The 17,513-nt window shown below is 73.4% G+C and carries 14 protein-coding genes; 5 read left to right on the top strand and 9 right to left on the bottom strand.

Going from position 1 to position 17,513, the window contains the following annotated elements; genetic code table 11:
• Nucleotides 1–155 precede the first annotated feature (155 nt).
• Nucleotides 156–1,115 (bottom strand): hypothetical protein, encoded by a 960-nt coding sequence (locus GNZ18_RS08265; RefSeq protein WP_156215703.1) that lies wholly within the window; start codon nucleotides 1,113–1,115, stop codon nucleotides 156–158.
• A 169-nt stretch (nucleotides 1,116–1,284) separates the two neighbouring features.
• On the opposite strand from GNZ18_RS08265, the gene cofD reads away from it, so the two are divergent.
• From cofD to GNZ18_RS08250, 3 genes are all read left to right on the top strand, one after another.
• On the top strand, nucleotides 1,285–2,241 hold the full coding sequence (gene cofD, locus GNZ18_RS08260) for a 2-phospho-L-lactate transferase (RefSeq protein WP_156215702.1): 957 nt from the start codon (nucleotides 1,285–1,287) through the stop codon (nucleotides 2,239–2,241).
• On the top strand, nucleotides 2,238–3,524 hold the full coding sequence (locus GNZ18_RS08255; RefSeq protein WP_156215701.1) for a coenzyme F420-0:L-glutamate ligase: 1,287 nt from the start codon (nucleotides 2,238–2,240) through the stop codon (nucleotides 3,522–3,524). The genes cofD and GNZ18_RS08255 overlap by 4 nt, the downstream gene beginning before the upstream one ends.
• Before the next feature lie 252 nt (nucleotides 3,525–3,776).
• Complete coding sequence (locus GNZ18_RS08250) at nucleotides 3,777–6,326, top strand: bifunctional FO biosynthesis protein CofGH (protein ID WP_156215700.1); 2,550 nt, start codon at nucleotides 3,777–3,779, stop codon at nucleotides 6,324–6,326.
• Here GNZ18_RS08250 and GNZ18_RS08245 read toward each other — a convergent pair.
• From GNZ18_RS08245 to GNZ18_RS08225, 5 genes are all read right to left on the bottom strand, one after another.
• Nucleotides 6,310–7,266, bottom strand: a complete 957-nt coding sequence (locus GNZ18_RS08245; protein ID WP_156215699.1) for a LysR family transcriptional regulator — start codon at nucleotides 7,264–7,266, stop codon at nucleotides 6,310–6,312. The genes GNZ18_RS08250 and GNZ18_RS08245 overlap by 17 nt on opposite strands.
• A 323-nt stretch (nucleotides 7,267–7,589) precedes the next feature.
• Nucleotides 7,590–8,582 carry a DNA-3-methyladenine glycosylase family protein gene (locus tag GNZ18_RS08240; RefSeq protein WP_246249545.1) on the bottom strand — a complete coding sequence of 331 codons (993 nt, stop codon included), beginning with the start codon at nucleotides 8,580–8,582 and terminating at the stop codon, nucleotides 7,590–7,592.
• Nucleotides 8,575–9,642 carry a mannose-1-phosphate guanylyltransferase gene (gene manB, locus GNZ18_RS08235; protein ID WP_214618391.1) on the bottom strand — a complete coding sequence of 356 codons (1,068 nt, stop codon included), beginning with the start codon at nucleotides 9,640–9,642 and terminating at the stop codon, nucleotides 8,575–8,577. Before manB ends, GNZ18_RS08240 begins: the two co-directional genes overlap by 8 nt.
• Before the next feature lie 51 nt (nucleotides 9,643–9,693).
• Nucleotides 9,694–10,851, bottom strand: coding sequence for a glycosyltransferase family 4 protein (locus GNZ18_RS08230; RefSeq protein WP_214618390.1), 1,158 nt, complete (start codon nucleotides 10,849–10,851; stop codon nucleotides 9,694–9,696).
• A gap of 131 nt (nucleotides 10,852–10,982) precedes the next feature.
• On the bottom strand, nucleotides 10,983–11,693 hold the full coding sequence (locus GNZ18_RS08225; RefSeq protein WP_156215697.1) for a class I SAM-dependent methyltransferase: 711 nt from the start codon (nucleotides 11,691–11,693) through the stop codon (nucleotides 10,983–10,985).
• Nucleotides 11,694–11,758: 65 nt separating this feature from the next.
• Here GNZ18_RS08225 and GNZ18_RS08220 point away from each other — a divergent pair, with 65 nt between their 5' ends.
• Together GNZ18_RS08220 and trxA are read left to right on the top strand one after the other, a co-directional pair.
• Complete coding sequence (locus GNZ18_RS08220) at nucleotides 11,759–12,793, top strand: lysylphosphatidylglycerol synthase transmembrane domain-containing protein (protein ID WP_246249576.1); 1,035 nt, start codon at nucleotides 11,759–11,761, stop codon at nucleotides 12,791–12,793.
• Entirely contained in the window at nucleotides 12,790–13,113 is a 324-nt protein-coding gene (gene trxA, locus GNZ18_RS08215) for a thioredoxin (protein ID WP_214618389.1), read from the top strand. The genes GNZ18_RS08220 and trxA overlap by 4 nt, the downstream gene beginning before the upstream one ends.
• Here the strand turns inward: trxA and GNZ18_RS08210 are convergent.
• From GNZ18_RS08210 to GNZ18_RS08200, 3 genes are all read right to left on the bottom strand, one after another.
• Complete coding sequence (locus GNZ18_RS08210; RefSeq protein ID WP_156215696.1) at nucleotides 13,088–14,203, bottom strand: glycosyltransferase family 4 protein; 1,116 nt, start codon at nucleotides 14,201–14,203, stop codon at nucleotides 13,088–13,090. The genes trxA and GNZ18_RS08210 overlap by 26 nt on opposite strands.
• Nucleotides 14,204–14,207: 4 nt before the next feature.
• The gene (locus GNZ18_RS08205) at nucleotides 14,208–15,221 is read right to left on the bottom strand and encodes a glycosyltransferase family 2 protein (protein WP_376766264.1); all 1,014 of its coding nucleotides are present in this window, start codon (nucleotides 15,219–15,221) and stop codon (nucleotides 14,208–14,210) included.
• Between the two features lie 102 nt (nucleotides 15,222–15,323).
• Nucleotides 15,324–17,402 carry a hypothetical protein gene (locus GNZ18_RS08200; protein ID WP_246249544.1) on the bottom strand — a complete coding sequence of 693 codons (2,079 nt, stop codon included), beginning with the start codon at nucleotides 17,400–17,402 and terminating at the stop codon, nucleotides 15,324–15,326.
• Nucleotides 17,403–17,513 lie beyond the last annotated feature (111 nt).

The raw sequence follows: 17,513 nt of genomic DNA, 5'->3' as shown, positions 1-17,513 counted from the left end.
GGCTTGTTCCCCCGAGAAGGCATTGAAACTACACCTACGAAATTACACGCGTGTAGTGCCCGCCCCGTCAAGCGCAACGAGTTTCCGGGGAGGCATAGCGGGTTATGTCCGGACGTGCTGGACGGCCTTTGGATGAAGATCAGTTAATCGGGGCGTCACTGCGGGGGCCGGTTGTCCCGGTACCAGTCGCCACCGTCCTGCTCACCCTGCTCGCCCGGTTGCGGCGGCATGCCCTGGGTGCCCTGCGGGCCCTGTTCCTGCCCGCCGGTGCCGCCGTAGGCGCGCGTCCACTCGCCCATCTCCTCCTGCTCGGCTCCCTGGGCGGGCTGGGCGGGCTGCTGACCGGCCTGGTAGCCGCCCTGGGCGCCGTACTGCTGGTAGTCCTGCCCCGGCTGGGCCTGCCCCGGCTGAGGCTGCTGACCGGGCTGCTGGCCGTACTGCTGCTGCTCGTACTGCTGCTGCCCGTATCCCTGCTGGCCGTAGCCCTGCTGCCCCTCGGCGCCCTGCTGGTACTGCTGGTATTGCTGGTACTGCTGCTGGCCGTAGCCCTGCTGCCCGGCCTGCTGCCCGGCCTGCTGCCCGGCCTGCTGCCCGTACTGCTGCCCGGGCGGGCCCTGCTGGTAGCCGAAGTCGCCGCCGTAGCCCTGCGGCATCTGCGGCTGGCCCTGCGGGCGCGGCGGCTGCATTCCCTGGTAGATCGTGAACACGAGCCAGGCCCCGAGGCCGACGACCGCGAGCTTTCCGGCGCCGATGAGGAAATAGGAGAGCTTGGTCACCGCCTCGGCGATCTGGGAGTTGGCGAGCATCCCGGCGAGCCAGCAGATGACGCCGAACAGCGCGACGCCGCCGAGCACGCCGAGCCCGCCCATCGTGATGTTCCTGGCCTGCGGCGTCGGGGCGGGGCCCCAGGTCGCCAGCAGGACGGCGAGCACGACGAGGGCGACGACGGCGAACTGGGTGAAGACACCGCTGCCCGTCTCGTTCAGCGCGCGGTAGCTGAATTCACCGTCGCCGCCGAGGAGCAGGATGATGCCTGCCAGCAAATGCAGACCCGCCGCGGCGAGCAATACCCAGGCGGCCGGTTCGCGCAGGCGCTGGACGGCTTCCTTGTTCACGGGAACATCTCCAGATCGAGGCAATCGGATGACACGCAAAGCTTTGCACATGAGGCCCATCCACGTCTGCGTCCCCGGCGCGGCGCCGGACCCGGCGCGACCGCCGCTCCGGCGCCGGTTCCGGTCACCGGTGTCCAGGGCGGACGGCGGGGCGGCCTAGGCTGATCGCATGAAGATCGTGGCGCTGGCGGGCGGCATCGGCGGGGCCCGCTTCCTGCGGGGGCTGCGCGCGGCGGCCCCGGAGGCGGAGATCACCGTCATCGGCAACACCGGGGACGACATCTCCCTGTTCGGGCTGCGGGTCTGTCCCGACCTGGACACCGTGATGTACACCCTCGGCGGCGGCATCAACGAGGAGCAGGGCTGGGGACGCGCCGCCGAGACGTTCACGGTCAAGGAGGAGCTCGGCGCCTACGGGGTCGGGCCGTCCTGGTTCGGTCTCGGCGACCGCGACTTCGCGACCCACATCGTCCGGACGCAGATGCTCGCGGCCGGGTACACGCTGTCGGCGGTGACCGAGGCGCTGTGCGACCGGTGGCGGCCGGGCGTGCGGCTGATCCCGATGACCGACGACCAGGTCGAGACCCACGTGGTCGTGGACGACCCCGAGCGGGGCCGGCACGCGATCCACTTCCAGGAGTGGTGGGTGCGGATGCGCGCGTCCGCCCCGGCGGTGTCGATCGCCCCGGTCGGCGCGGACGAGGCGAAGCCCGCGCCGGGCGTGCTCGCCGCGATCGAGGAGGCGGACGTCGTGCTGTTCCCGCCGTCCAACCCGGTGGTGAGCATCGGGACGATCCTCGCGATCCCCGGCATCAGGGACGCGGTCGCCGCGAAGACGGTCGTCGGCGTCTCCCCGATCATCGGCGGCGCGCCGGTGCGCGGCATGGCCGACGCCTGCCTGACCGCGATCGGCGTGGAGACCTCCGCCCAGGCGGTGGCCGAGCACTACGGGCTCGGCCTGCTGGACGGCTGGCTCGTCGACGACGCCGACTCCGGCGTGCGGGTCGAGGGCATCGAGGTGCGCCCGCGCCCGCTGCTGATGAGCGACGCGGACGCCACGGCCGCGATCGCGCGGGCCGCGCTCGACCTGGCCCTGGAGCTGAAGCGCGAGGAGGGCGCCCGATGAACCTGAACGTGTTCGGCGTCCCGGGGCTGCCCGAGGTGGCCGAGGGGGACGACATCGCGGCGCTGCTGCCCACCGGAACGGTCGAGGACGGCGACGTGCTGGTCGTCACGTCCAAGATCGTGAGCAAGGCGGAGGGCCGGGTCCTGGTCGCCGACGACCGGGAGAAGGCGATCGACGCCGAGACCGTGCGGGTCGTGGCGCGGCGCACGCACGCGCGCGGCGAGACGCGGATCGTGGAGACCCGGCAGGGCCTGGTGCTGGCCGCCGCCGGGGTGGACGCCTCCAACACCGCGCCCGGCACGGTGCTGCTGCTGCCCGAGGACTCCGACGCCTCCGCCCGGCGGATCCGCTCACGAGTACGCGAACTGCACGGCGTGGACGTCGCCGTCATCGTGTCCGACACGTTCGGGCGGCCGTGGCGCAACGGGCTCACCGACGTCGCGATCGGTGTGGCGGGCCTGGAGCCGATCAGCGACCTGCGCGGCCGCGACGACACGCACGGCAACCGCCTGGACGCCACGATCACGGCCGTCGCCGACGAGATCGCGGCGGCGGGCGAGCTGGTCAAGGGCAAGCTGGACGGGGTGCCGATCGCCGTCGTCCGGGGCCTGTCCGCCCTGGTCACGGCCGAGGACGGGCCCGGCGCGCGGGTCCTGGTCCGCCCGCCCGACGAGGACATGTTCCGCTACGGCTCGACCGAGGTGCTGCACGCCCGCCGGACGATCCGCGAGTTCACCGCCGACCCGGTCGACCCGGCGGCGGTGCGCCGCGCGGTCGCCGCCGCGATCACCGCGCCCGCGCCGCACCACACGACGCCGTGGCGGTTCGTCCTGCTGGAGTCGGCGGAGTCCCGCACCGCGCTGCTGGACGCGATGCGCGACGCCTGGGAGGCCGACCTGCGCCGCGACGGCTTCACCGAGGAGTCGGTCGCCAAGCGGCTGCGCCGCGGCGACGTGCTGCGCCGCGCCCCCTACCTGGTCGTCCCGTGCCTGGTCATGGACGGCTCGCACGACTACCCCGACGAGCGCCGCGCGCAGGCCGAACGCGAGATGTTCGTGGTCGCCGCCGGCGCCGCCGTGGAGAACCTGCTGGTCGCGCTGGCGGTGGAGGGCCTCGGCTCCTGCTGGGTGTCGAGCACGCTGTTCTGCCGCGACGTCGTCCGCGAGGCCCTGGACATTCCGGGCACGTGGGACCCGATGGGCGCCGTCGGCGTCGGCCACCCCGCCGCCCCGCCCCGCGAGCGCCCCCCGCGCTCCCCCGACACCTTCATCGAACTCCGCTGACAGGGAATAGACCACCAGCACCAAAGGCTGCAACAGCACGTAGCCGTTCTTGACCTCAGCCCTCAACGACCCCAGCGTCGCGATCGCGTCCGAAGGCAGGGTCGAGCCTGCGAGAACCTGATCGCGAAGCGAGCCGCCAGGCGAGACGGAGCGATGCAGCGATCGCACGCATTGTCCGTTGAAGGAGGGAGCGCCGGCGACCGACGCCGAGGGCGATGCAAAAAAGTATGACACTTGGCATAGAGTGCCCGCATGGAGGCCATTGAGAACTCCGTGCGGCGGGCCCTGGCCCGCGCGCGTGACGGCAAGACGCTGGACCGATCCGAGGCCACGACGCTGCTCGGCGCCCGCGGGGCGCAGCTCGACGATCTGCTCGCCCATGCCGCCCGGACGCGGGACGCCGGGTTGGAGGCCGCCGGGCGGCCCGGCGTCATCACCTACAGCCGGAAGGTCTTCATCCCGCTGACCCGGCTCTGCCGCGACAGGTGCGGGTACTGCACGTTCGCGACCGTCCCGCACCGGCTCGACTCGCCGTACCTGAGCCCCGACGAGGTGCTGGAGATCGCGCGGCAGGGCGCGGCGATGGGGTGCAAGGAGGCGCTGTTCACGCTCGGGGACCGGCCCGAGGACCGGTGGCGGCCCGCCCGCGAGTGGCTGGACGCGCACGGCTACGACGACACGCTGTCCTATGTGCGGGCGATGGCGATCCGGGTGCTGGAGGAGACCGGGCTGCTGCCGCACCTGAACCCCGGCGTGCTGACCTGGCGGGACTTCCAGCGGCTCAAGCCGGTCGCGCCGTCCATGGGGATGATGCTGGAGACGACGGCGACGCGGCTGTTCAGCGAGCGCGGCGGGCCGCACTTCGGGTCGCCGGACAAGGACCCGGCCGTCCGGCTGCGGGTGCTGGAGGACGCGGGGCGGACGAACGTCCCCTTCACCACCGGCATCCTCATCGGCATCGGCGAGACCGTCGCGGAGCGCGCGGACGCGATCTTCGAGATCCGGCGGACGATGCGCGAGTACGGGGCGATCCAGGAGGTGATCGTCCAGAACTTCCGCGCGAAGCCCGACACGAAGATGCGCGACACCCCCGACGCCGAGTTGGAGGAGCTGGCCGCGACGATCGCGGTGACGCGGCTCGTGCTCGGACCGAAGGCGCGGGTGCAGGCGCCGCCGAACCTGGTCGCCGACCAGTTCGCGCTGATGCTGCGGGCGGGGATCGACGACTGGGGCGGGGTGTCGCCGCTGACGCCCGACCACGTGAACCCGGAGCGGCCGTGGCCGCAGATCGAGGAGCTGGCCGAGCGGACCGCGCAGGCGGGGTTCGCGCTGCGGGAGCGGCTCACGATCTACCCCGAGTACGTCCGGCGCGGCGAGCCGTGGCTGGACCCGCGGCTGGCGGGCCACGTCGCGGCGCTCGCCGACCCGGCGACGGGCCTGGCCAGGCAGGACGCCGTCCTGGAGGGGCGTCCGTGGCAGGAGCCCGACGGCGGTTTCGAGGCGTCGGGACGCACCGACCTGCACACCTCCATCGACACCGCCGGCCGGACCGCCGACCGCCGCGACGACTTCGACGAGGTCTACGGCGACTGGGACGCGCTCAAGGACCGGATGGCGGCGCCGACCCGCTTCGACGCCGACGTGAAGGCCGCGCTGGCCGCCGCCGAACGCGACCCGGCCGGGCTGTCGGACGACGAGGCCCTCGCCCTCCTGCACGCCGAAGGCCCCGAACTCGACGCGCTGACGAAGCTGGCCGACGACCTGCGGCGCGAGGCGTCCGGCGACGAGGTCACCTACGTCGTCACGCGGAACATCAACTTCACCAACGTCTGCTACACCGGCTGCCGTTTTTGCGCGTTCGCGCAGCGCCGCACCGACGCGGACGCCTACACTCTGTCACTCCAGCAGGTGGGCGACCGGGTGGACGAGGCGTGGGACGCGGGGGCGACCGAGGTGTGCATGCAGGGCGGCATCCACCCCGACCTCCCCGGCACCGCCTACTTCGACCTCGCGCGGGAGGTGAAGCGCCGCGCGCCGGACATCCACCTGCACTCCTACAGCCCGATGGAGGTCGTGAACGGCGCGTCCCGCGCGGACATGTCGATCCGGGAGTGGCTCCAGGCCGCGCGGGAGGCGGGGGTCGACTCGCTGCCGGGGACCGCCGCCGAGATCCTCGACGACGACGTCCGCTGGGTGCTGACGAAGGGCAAGCTGCCCACCGACCAGTGGGTCGAGGTCGTCACGACCGCGCACGAGCTCGGGATGCCGACGACGTCCACGATGATGTACGGGCACGTGGACACCCCGGCGCACTGGGTCGCGCACATCAAGCTGCTGCGGTCGATCCAGGAGCGGACGGGCGGGTTCAGCGAGTTCGTGCTGCTGCCGTTCGTCCACCACAACTCCCCGATCTACCTCGCGGGGCTGGCCCGCCCGGGGCCGACGGCGCGGGAGAACGTCGCCGTGCACGCGCTGGCCCGGATCCTGCTGCACGGCGCGATCTCCAACATCCAGACGTCCTGGGTGAAGCTCGGCGACGAGCTGTGCGCGCGCGTCCTGCGCGGCGGGGTCAACGACCTCGGCGGGACGCTGATGGAGGAGACGATCAGCCGCATGGCGGGGTCGGAGAACGGCTCGTTCAAGGCCATCAGCGAGCTGGAGGAGATCGCGGCACGCGCGGGCCGTCCCGCCCGGCAGCGGACGACCCTCTACGGCGAGGTCCCGGCGGAGCGTATCGAGGCGGCGCGCCGCACCGACGGCATCGGCGCCTTCGGCCGGCTGCCCCTCACCCCCCTGCGCTAGGGACGCCCCGGACGAGGGTGGTCCGCCCCGCCGCCAGCTCGTCGGCGGAGCGGCGCAGCGCCTCCAGGACGGCGCGGACGGACGGTCGGACGTCCGCGCCGGTCCGCGTCCACAGCACCATGCGCCGCTCCACCGGCGCGTCGGCGATGTCGCGGACGACGATGCCCTCCTCCAGCTCCGCGAGCGCGAGGTCGGGCACCAGGCACGCCGCGCCGCCGCGCGCGATCATCGCGAATATGACCAGCATGTCGTTGGACCGGTAGCGGACGTTCGGCCGGAACCCGCCGAGTTCCACGCACGTCCGCTCCATCACGTCGGCGTGGTTGGTGCCGATATGGCCGGTCGCCCACGGGATCTCCGCCAACTCGGCCATCCGCAGCGGCCCGGTGCCGCGCGCGAGCGGGTGCGCCGCGGGCAGCGCGAGCCGCATCTTCTCGATGACCAGCACCTCCGAGGTCAGCTCGGGACGGCGCGGCCGGGGCAGGTGCGAGTACTCGTCGGTGAGCACCACGTCGATCTCCTGGAGGACGAGCGCCTGGAGCACCCGGACGAACTCCTCCTCCATCACGTCCACGACCAGCTCGGGGTAGCGCTCGGCGAGCCCCGGCAGCGCGGGCGCGAGGACGTGCACCAGCGCCGTCGTGAACCCGACGACCCGCACGACGCCCGCGACGCGCCCGCTGGCGGCGAGCGCCGCCTCCTCCGCCCGGTGCGCGCCCGCGAGCAGCGTCTCGGCGTGCCCGGCGAGCACGTCGCCCGCCTCGGTGAGCCGCAGCCGCCGCCCGGCGCGCTCGACGAGGCTGACGCCCACGTCCTTCTGAAGCTGGGCGAGCTGCTGGGAGACCGCCGACGGGCTGTACCCGAGCGCCTCGGCGACCGCCCCGACGGTGCCGCGCAGCTTCAACTCCCGCAACACCCGCAACCTGGCCAAATCCAGCATAGTGAAGGGATTCTTACACAATCCATCCAGAAATGGTCGCTGGACCTGAACGTTGGACCGCGTCAAACTGAACATGCGACAGGAAAGGGACGGCGACCCCGATCCCCCCTGATCGCCCCGCGCGGGAACGTCCACGCCCCTGCTGAGGGGTCACACACGATCCCAAGGAACGAACATGTTGATCATGCTAGGTCTCATCGTCGCCGCGGCCGTCCTCGGCCCCCTCTTCGGTTCCGACACCCGGGACGGGCTCGACTGGGCCCCCAACGCGTTCTGGCAGCGGCGCCGCGACACCTGCGCCAAGGACCTGCGGAAGAGCGAGCTCAGAAAGAGCGATAGTCCCGCACCGGCAGCCGGGGGCCACGCCTCGGCGGACGCCTGCCGGACGATTCCAGCAGCCGGGTGACCCGGTACCGGTGTCCGGCGTACGGCTCCAGCAGTTCGAGCATCCCGGCGTCGTCGACCTTGCGGCCGATCAGCGCCCAGCCCACGAGCCCGGGCACGTGGTAGTCGCCCACGGAGACGGCGTCGGGATCGCCGACCGCGCGCTGCCTGGTCTCGGCGGCCGTCCAGACCCCGACGCCCGGCAGCGTGCGCAGCCGGGCCTCGGCGGGGTCGGCCTCCAGGCGGGCCGCGACGCGCGCCGCGCCGATGATCGTGCGGGCGCGGACGGCCTCCAGGCCCGACCGGTGCCACTCCCACGACGGGATCCGGACCCAGACGGCGGGCGGCGGCGGAACCCGCATGCGCAGTTCGGCGGGCGCGCCGGGGGCGGGCTCGCCGAACCGGCGCAGCAGGTAGCCCCAGGCGCGGTACGCCTCCTCGCTGAGCACCTTCTGCTCCATCACGGCGGCCACGAGCGCCTCGAAGACGCGGTCCGTCCGGCCGATGCGCAGGCCGGGGCGCCGCGCCATCTGCTCCCGGACGATGTCGTGGTGCGCGCGCAGCCCCTCCGGCGCGTCACCCTCTCCGAGCAGGGCCGGGACGCCGTCGAGCAGCCATCCGGCGCCCGGCCCCCACGCCGTGCAGTAGACGACCTCTCCGCTATGGAATAGGCGGATGGTTCCCGCGCCGTCCGGAGTGTGGGATGTTCTCCAGATCGCACCGTTCCGGTCGACCTGGAACGCCGGATCGCGCGGTCCACGCCGATGCGGCGCCAGGACGGCCGACAGGTCGAGCGGCCACGGCGGACGCCATTCCCGCCGCTGCGATCCGTGCTCGGGGAGCCGCCCAGCGGTCGGCTCCCCGGTTCGCACGCGGGCCGTACCGCCGGACACCGTACCGCCGGACACCGGGGGCGCCGTGCTCTCAGGCATCGGTCGAGAACCGGACGGCGGTCGGCGGCAGTTCGATCCCGGGCCAGACGCGCAGGCCGCCGCGCAGCTCGTTGCCCGGCCCGACCACCGCGCCGTCGCCGAGGATCACGTCGTCGAGGACGGCGCCGGGCCCGACCCGCGCGCCCCGGCTCAGCACCGAGTTGCGCACGGTCGCGCCCTCGGCGACGAACGCCTCGTCCAGCAGGACGCTGCCGAGCACGGTCGCGCCCGCCTCGACCACCGCGCCGCGCCCGACCGTGGTGCCGCCGCGCACGACCGCGCCGGGCGACACGCTCGCGCCGGTCAGCGTGAGCCGCTCCCCCGGCTCGCCGGGCATCGCGGGCGAGGCCAGCTTGCCGAGCACGAGGTCGCAGGAGCCGCGGACGAACGCCTCGGGCGTGCCGACGTCCAGCCAGTAGCCCGACTCGACGTGGCCCATCACGACCGCGCCGGACGCGATCAGCGACGGGAACGTCTCCCGCTCCACCGACACGACCTCGTCCTCGGCGATCGTGTCGATCGCCGAGCGGCGGAAGACGTAGCAGCCCGCGTTGATCTGGTTCGTCACGGGATGGGAGGTCTTCTCCAGGAACGCCGTGACCCGGCCGGTGCCGTCGGTGGGGACGCAGCCGAACCGCGAGGGGTCGGTGACCTCCGTGAGGTGCAGCGTCACCGCCGCCTCCGCCCGCTCGTGCACCGCGACCTGCGCCTGGACGTCGTGCCCCGACAGGATGTCGCCGTTGAGGATCAGCACGGGGTCGTCGGGCTTGGCGGTGAGCGCCCTGGCCGCGTTGCGGATCGCGCCGCCGGTGCCGAGCGGCTCGTTCTCGCTGACGTAGGCCAGGTCGACGCCGTAGGCGTGCGTGCCGAAGGCCGCCTCGAACATCTCCGCGCGGTAGGACGTGGCGAACACGATCCGGTCGACCCCGGCCGCGTGCGCGCGGGCGAGCTGGTGCGCGAGGAAGGCGACGCCCGCCGTCGGCAGCAGCGGCTTGGGGGTGGAGATCGTCAGCGGGCGCAGGCGGGTGCCCTGCCCTCCCACCAGCAGGATCGCTTCCACAAAGTCCCCTTCTCAAGAGCCCTGGCCCACGCGGCTTTACCGCGAGCCAGGCTAGTGGGTGCGCGACCCCTGGGACGCGCGGTGCTCCTCCACCGCCTTGTCGTAGGAGGCGATGTGCGCGCGGGCCGACTCCGTCCAGCTGAACTCGTGCGAGCGCGCCTGGGCGGCCTCGGCGAGGCTCGCGCGGCGGACCGGGTCGGCGATGAGCTTGGCCAGCGCCGAGGCGATGCCGTCGGGGTCGGGCGTGGTGTAGGCGACCGCCTCGCCGCCGACCTCCGGCAGCGGGCCGCGCCGCGTCGTCAGCACGGGCGCGCCGCACGACATCGCCTCCAGGACGGGCAGCCCGAACCCTTCGCCGAGGCTCGGCAGCGCCACCAGGAGCGCGCCGCCGAAGAAGCCCGGCAGCGACGACCACGACAGGTAGCCCGGACGCAGCAGCCGGAGCTGGGGCGGGACCGCCGCGATCGCCGCGTCGACCTCGTCGTCCCATCCGCCGCCGCCAGCCAGCACCAGCGCGGGCGGGTCGGGCAGCCCGGCGCAGGCCCGCGCCCAGCCGCGGATCAGGTTCGGGACGTTCTTGCGCGGCTCCAGCGCCCCGAGATAGGCGATGTAGGGGCGGCCGTGCAGGCCGAGCCGGTCGGAGACCTGCTTGATCTCGGGCTCGGCCGGACGGTGGAACACCTCGTGGTCGACGCCGTGGTAGGCGACGTCGATGTGCGAGGGGTCGGCGCCGAGCAGGCGGACCAGCTCGTCGCGCGTCGCCCGGGACGGGGCGATCAGGCGGGTCGCCCGCCGCGCGGCGGTGCGCGTCGCCGACTTGATGTAGGTCGTCCTCACCGGGTCGTGCCTGCCCGGCTCGGCGAACAGGGTCACGTCGTGGATCGTCACGACGGTGGGCAGGCTCGCGCTGACCGGCATCGTGTAGGTCGGCAGGTGGATGACGTCCGCGGCGACGCTCGCGGCGACGTGCGGCAGGCCCGTCTGCTCCCAGGCCAGCCGGGTCGCGCGGTGCGCGAGGCCCGGCGGCCCGCTGACGATGCGGGTGCCCGGCACGAGCCGTTCGTACCGCTCCTGGTCGGCGCGCTGGCAGGCGACGGCGAGATCGGCCCCCTGCGCGTGCAGGGCCGTCAGCAGTCCGTCGACGTACCGGCCGAGCCCTCCCCTGTCGGCGGGCACGGCCGTCGTGTCCAGCAGGATCCGAGGCGCCACGGTCCACTCCCCCATCCCGGCCCCGGCTCAGCGATCCGGGGCCGCAGTGGCGTAGATCACTCTTTACTGACGAGCCTACGCCCCGCCGGGGACGGATTCGCGCGACCTGGAGCACGCGCGCCCGGGTTTACCTAAACGGGACGTTTGCGCGCGTGGATCAGGACGATGCTGCCGCGCTCGTTCGGCGCCGACCGGTCGGCCAGCGCGACCAGCGGGGCCAGCGGCGCCGCCGCGTTGAAGCCGACCTTGCCGCCGTAGGTCGAGAGCGACAGGTAGAGCCGCTCGGTCGCCGCCGTCCGGAACTGGTAGGAGTGGCGGACGAGGTCCAGGCCGCGCTCGTCCATCAGCTTCCCGAGGCTGCCGTGGGTGTAGGTGTGCTGGACGTGGTACTTCGCCTTGTGCGCGTCGCGCAGCTTCGGCCACGCGTCGGCCCGGCTCAGCACGTCGGCGGACATGAAGATCTCACCGCCCGGCTTGAGCACCCGGGCCATCTCGTCCAGCGATTTCCCGCCGTCGTCGAAGTGCTCGATCGCGCAGACCGACAGGATCGCGTCGAAGGAGGCGTCGGCGAACGGCAGCCGCAGCGCGTCGCACTCGATCAGCGCGGGGGCGTTCGCGAGCGTCCGGCCGTAGACCATCTTGCCGCGCGCGAGGTCGATCGACACCGCGTCCGCGCCGCGCCGGCGCGCCTGCCCGGCCCAGTAGCCGTCGCCCCCGGCGACGTCGAGGACACGCCGACCGCGCAGGTCGCGTCCCATCCACGACAGGAGCGTCCCCGCCTCGCGGTAGCGGCACACATGCACCTGGTGCCCCATGAAGGCGACCACATCCGAGATTTTCATCGCCTCCAACTGTAGGGCGAGAGCGTGGCAGGGAGGTCACGTTCGCCTACCCTGGGCGGGTGAAGATGAAGGTCGTCGCCATGCGAGTCCTGCGCGTGCTGCTCGTCCTGCTCGCACTGGCCTTCTGCACCTACAGCGTGGTCGACCAGTGGGACGCGACGACGCGGGCGTTCCGGGAGATGTCCTGGGCGACGCTCGCCGGGTCGCTCGCCGTGGGCCTCGCGGGCCTGTTCACCTGGATGCTCGGCTGGCGCACCTTCCTCGCCGGGCTCGGCTCGCCGCTGGCGCTGCGCCCCGCGTTCCGGATCTCAGCGATCTCCCAGCTCGGCAAGTACGTGCCGGGCAAGGTGTGGGCGCTGGTCACCCAGATCGAGATGGCGCGCGAGCACAAGGTGCCCGCCGAGCGGAGCTTCGGCTCGACGCTGCTCGCGGTCGCCTCGTCCACGGCGTGCGGGCTCGCCGTCGCCTCGGCGACGCTGCCGCTGACCTCCGCCGCCGCGCGCGAGAAGTACTGGTGGCTGTTCCCGCTCGCGCCCGTCATGCTCGCCGCGCTGCACCCGAAGATCGTGACGTGGTGCCTCGACACGATGCTGAGGCTCATCCGGCGGCCGCCGCTGGAGCAGCCGGTCAGCCTCGGCGTGACGCTGCGGGCCGTCGGCTGGACGGTGCTCGGCTGGGTGCTGTTCGGCGTCCACACCTGGCTGCTGTGCGTCGCCGTCGGCGGCGACGGCGCGGGCCTGCCGTTCCTCGCCACCGGCGCCTACGCGCTCGCGTTCGTCGCGGGGTTCCTGGTCTTCATCGCGCCCGGCGGGATCGGGGCCCGGGAGGCCGCGCTGACCGTCGTGCTGACGCCGGTGCTGCCCGCGGGCGCGCCGGTCGTGGTCGCGATCGCCTCCCGCGTCCTGCTGACGATCGCCGACCTGCTGAACGCGGGCGCCGCGCTCCTGCTGGGACGCGGCCCCGGGCATCCGGCGGCGCGCCCGCCGGAGCCGTCCGAGCCGGGCGAGCCCGGCCTGCCTGGTCAGCCCGGGGAACCCGGGAATGAACCCGCCCCTGAGGCGCTTGTCAGGGGTACACCGCAAACGAAGGAGGGACCGTGACGGCCCCGATCACCGTGACCGACGCGACGTTCACCGAAGAGGTCCTGAAAAGCGACACTCCGGTACTGGTCGACTTCTGGGCCGACTGGTGCGGTCCCTGCCGCATGATCGCTCCGATCCTGGAGCAGATCGCGCAGGAGCAGGACGGCAAGATCCGGATCGCGAAGATCGACTACGACGCCAACCCGAAGACGCCGCAGGAGTACGGCGTCATGGGCCTGCCGACCCTCCTGCTCTACAAGAACGGCGAGGTCGTCGAGCAGATCGTCGGCGCCAAGCCGAAGCGCGCCCTGCTCAAGGTGCTCGAACCGCACCTGTGATCGCGCCGGTCAGCACGTCGAGGTAGGCGGCCCACACGGGGCCGTGGTCGACCGGGCGGACGCCGGAGCGCAACCGCTCCGGCTCCCCCGGCGTGTAGAAGCGTTCGAGCGCGCGGGTGAGGGCGGGCACGTCGTCCGGAGCGCACACGACGCCGTCCTCCCCGTCGCGGACCTGCTCGCCGAACCCGCCCACATCGGTGGCGATCACCGGCAGGCCGTGCTCGTGGGCCATCCACACGTTCTGCGAGGCGGTCGCCGTCCGGTAGGGCAGGACGAGCGCGTCCGCGGCGGCGAACAGCCCCGGCACGTCGGCGGCGGGCACGTAGCCGGGACGCAGTTCCACGCGGTCGGTGAGGCCCAGCTCCGCGATCAGCGCCCGGGTCTCCTCCAGCCCGCCCCAGAACTCGCCCGCGACGGTCAGCGCGACGCCGTCCGGCCCGGCGGCGAGCGCGCGGAGCAGGACGTCCAGGCCCTTGTAGGGGCGGACGATCCCGAAGAACAGCAGCCTGCGGCGGACCTTCCCGTCCGGCGGCGCGGGCTTCGCGGACGCGGGCAGGTGCGCGGGCATCTCCGCCACGCGGACCGGGCGCCCCGTCAGGCCGCGCGCCAGGTCGGCCTGCGCCCCGCTGTGGACGAGCACGCCGTCCACCCGCCGCAGCAGCCGCCTCATCAGCGGCACGTCGTACGGCTTGCGCTCATGCGGCAGGACGTTGTGGCACAGCGCCACCACGGGCGTCCGGCGGCGGAGGCCCCCCAGGATCCCCAGGTACGAGGGCACCTGGACGGGGCTCAGCACCGCCAGCACCACCAGGTCGCGCTCGCGCAGCGCGCGGCCGGTGCGCCACCAGCCGTCGGGGCGGCGCCAGTCGAGCCTCCGCCGCGTCCCCGGGAACGGCTCGCCCTCGGGCTCGGAGATCGTCTGCTGCCCCGGGTACAGGAACCTCGGGTACTGGGCCCGCCACGACTCGATCACGACCTCGTGGCCGGCGGCCGACAGCCGGTGCGCCAGCTCGGTGGTGTGGTGGGCGCCGCCCCCCTTGAACGGGAACGCGGGGCCGACGACGGCGATCCGCAACGCGGGGTTGCCCATCCCGCTAGACGTCGCCGCGCGAGCGGACGATGAGGTCGGCCAGCAGCGCCAGCGAGGCGATGATCAACCCCGTCACGAAGATCATGATGGTGTTGTTGGCGAAGTACCCGAAGTGCACGACCATGTCGAACACGCCCTTGAGCAGCCCGATCACGACCAGCCACAGCGCGGGCGGCATCAGCACCTTGAGCGGGTTGAAGTACATGACCATCCGCAGCACCTGGAGGATGTAGCGGTAGGCGTCCTTGGTGAAGTGGAACTTGGACTTCCCGGCCCGCTTGGCGTAGGCGATCGGCATGTACCGCACCGGGTGCTGGTTCGACAGGAACGCGATCGTGATCGTCGTGACGCAGGAGAACCCGGGCGGCAGCAGCCGCAGGTAGGGCAGCGACACCTCGCGGCGGAACGCGCGCAGCCCCGAGTTGAGGTCGGGGATCTTGGTGTTGGTGAGCCGCTCGGCCACCTTGCGGATGAACCACTTCGCCGGGACGCGCAGCGCCTTGTGCGTGCCCTCCTCGCTGGTGCGCGCGCCGACGACCTGGTCGATCGAGGGGTCGGAGTCCAGGGCCTCGACCAGCTCGGGGATCCGCTCGTTCGGGTAGGACATGTCGGCGTCGGTCCACACGACGATCTCGCCGCGCGCCTGCTGCGACCCGATCCGCCGGACGGTGCCGGAGCCGCTGTTGTGCTGGAACGCCATGATCCGCATGTTCGGGAAGCGGGGCGCCGCCTCCCTCAGCCGGGCGAGCGTCTCGTCGGTCGAGCAGTCGTCCACCGCGAGGAGTTCATAGGATCTTCCACTGCCGTCCATCGCCGCGGTGATCCGCTCGACCTCCTCGATCACGTGGTCCTGCTCGTTGTAGCAGGGCAGGACGATCGTGACGTGGACGGGCTCGGGCGGCACGTCGGCGAGCTCGAAGTCGAGCGCCGGATCGGGCAGCGGCGGCGCGGGCGCGGACTCGGGCGCGGTTCCGACCGCGGCCTCGGTCGCGGCCCCGGTCGCGGCTTCAGCCGCCAGGGCGGCCTGCTCGGTCGTCGGTGCGGCGGGCTGGGACGCCGACATGGCGGGCTGGGTACTCACGCAGGGCGAGAATACTCGCCCGCGCGGGGCGCGGCGGCCTTACGGGCGGGGCGGCTCGGCGATCCAGACCTCGACGGTGAGGCCCCAGGTGCTGCCGGGCGGGCCGTCCAGGGTCCGGCCGTCCTGCCGGGTCGCGAGCGCGAGCGCGCGTGTCGCCGGGCCGTACCGGGCGACCTGCCCCGGTTCCGCCCCCATGATCACCGGACGGCGCCCGGTGGCGTACACGCGGCCGATGACGCGCCTGACGTCGGCGGGCCGCGCGGAGGACGTCGTCCGCGCGGCGGGCAGCCCGCACATGCCGCGGACCACCTGGAGGAAGCGGTCGGCGGTCGCCCGCTCGACGACCACGACGGAGCGTCCCGGCCCGAGCCTGTCGCACAGGCCGTCGACGGCGGCGCGCTCGTGCTGGTCGGTACGGGTGACCAGGAACCTGCCGGAGGTGATGACGATCGGCACGAGCGCCAGCAGCACCAGGCCCGCCGCCACCGGGCGGACGACGCGCGGCCCGTACCCGAGGCGCCGCACCCGGCGCGCCGCCCACGCCATCGCGAACACGGTGAACAGCAGCAGGCCGGGGATGGCGAGGCCGATCAGCCGCCGGGACGCCCACGGGTGGTCGGGGGTGATGCCGGGCCGCAGCAGCACCTGGACGGTCGTCCAGACGATGACCGCGTAGGGCAGCAGCCACTCCGGCGACCGGCCGCGCATCAGCCGCCGCGCCAGCAGCGCCGCGCCGAACGTGGCCAGCAGCAGCGCGGGCACGCCGATGTACCAGACGACCCAGTACAGCGACAGCTCCGAGTACTGCCGGGTGCCGTCCAGCGCCATGCCGTTGATCCGCTGGACCTGCTCGATGAAGTAGGCGTTCAGCTTGTCGTCGGGGTTGGTCGGCACCCGCCGGACGGTCTGCACCAGCGGCCGTACCGCGAACGCCAGCATCACGAGGACGGTGAGCAGGGCGGCGGCGTCCGGCAGCCGCCCGCGCCCGACGGCCGCCGCGAGCCCGCGCAGCCGGGGGCCGGTGCGTCCCCAGCGCAGCAGCACCGCCATGGCGCCCGTCGCCGCCACCACGACGACGGTGAGCGCCAGCAGCGGGTCGAGCGAGGTGTGCAGGTAGCGCAGGTACGGGCGGGACAGCGTGAACCCCTCGACCAGCCCGCCCCCCGCGCCGAGCGCGAGCCCGGCGGCCAGCGGGTGGCCGGTGCGGCGGCCCCGCGCGACCAGCAGCCCGGCGAACGCCGCCACCGGCAGCACGTCCCGCAGCCCGTCGATGCGGACGAGCACGACCAGCCCGAGCGCGAGCCCGGCGAGGAACGCCTTCGCCCGCGCCGACCGCACCTCCTCGGTGCGGACGTCGTGCAGCAGCGCGAGCCCGCCGAGCAGCAGCACCAGCGCGGGCAGCTCGCTGAACGTCGAGCGCGACGCCCACAGCATCGGCAGCGTCAGCGCGAGCAGCAGCGCGCCCGCGGGCGCCCAGCGCGGCCCGACCAGCCGCGCGACCAGCCCGGCGAAGGCGAGCACGCAGCACGCGCCGAGCAGCGGCGCCATCAGCAGCATGCCCTGCGTGCCGCCGATCCAGCCGCCGAGCGCGAGGACGATCGGCAGCCCGGCCATGAACTGCGGGACGATCGAGCCGCGGTCCTCGTAGAAGGCGGGGCCCGCGTACTCCAGCGCCCGGTCGTCCCCGCCGAACGCCCATTCCATGCGCGGGATCGGCAGCGAGCCGTGCCCGGTCAGCCAGCTCGCGAACTGCACGTACGAGGCCGGGTCGCGGCGCACGATGATCTGCTCGGAGCACATCGCCACCTGGAGGACGAGGAACGCTCCCGCCACCGCGAGCACGGCGCCGGTCGTCCACCACGACACCGAGCCGAGCCCGCCGGGGTCGGGGGTGTCCGCGCCGCCGTCCCCGGCGCCGCGCGGCCGGGACCGCAGCCCCAGCCACAGCGCCAGCCCCGCCACCGGCACGAACAGGGCGATCGCCGGGCCCGGACGGAACACGCCCGCCAGCAGCAGCGGCAGCGAGACCGCCAGCCACGCCACCAGGAGCAGCGCCGGCGCCACGGTGGCCCGTGTGAGCGTCCGGCCCGCGCTCAGGCCCATGCGGTGGTCGTTCATCGGAGCGGAGCGTAGCGGTCCGGGCCGACCGCCGGACCGCCGGACCGCGCATACCAGACGCCAGCTCAGGACGCATGTCGGGAGGCACTCCCGACACGTGCTAAGCCGCCG

The organism is Actinomadura litoris (genome assembly GCF_009733595.1).
Lineage (GTDB): Bacteria > Actinomycetota > Actinomycetes > Streptosporangiales > Streptosporangiaceae > Spirillospora > Spirillospora litoris.
Note: the sequence above shows the minus strand (reverse complement) of the source record. Positions and strands in the feature narration are given on the sequence as shown.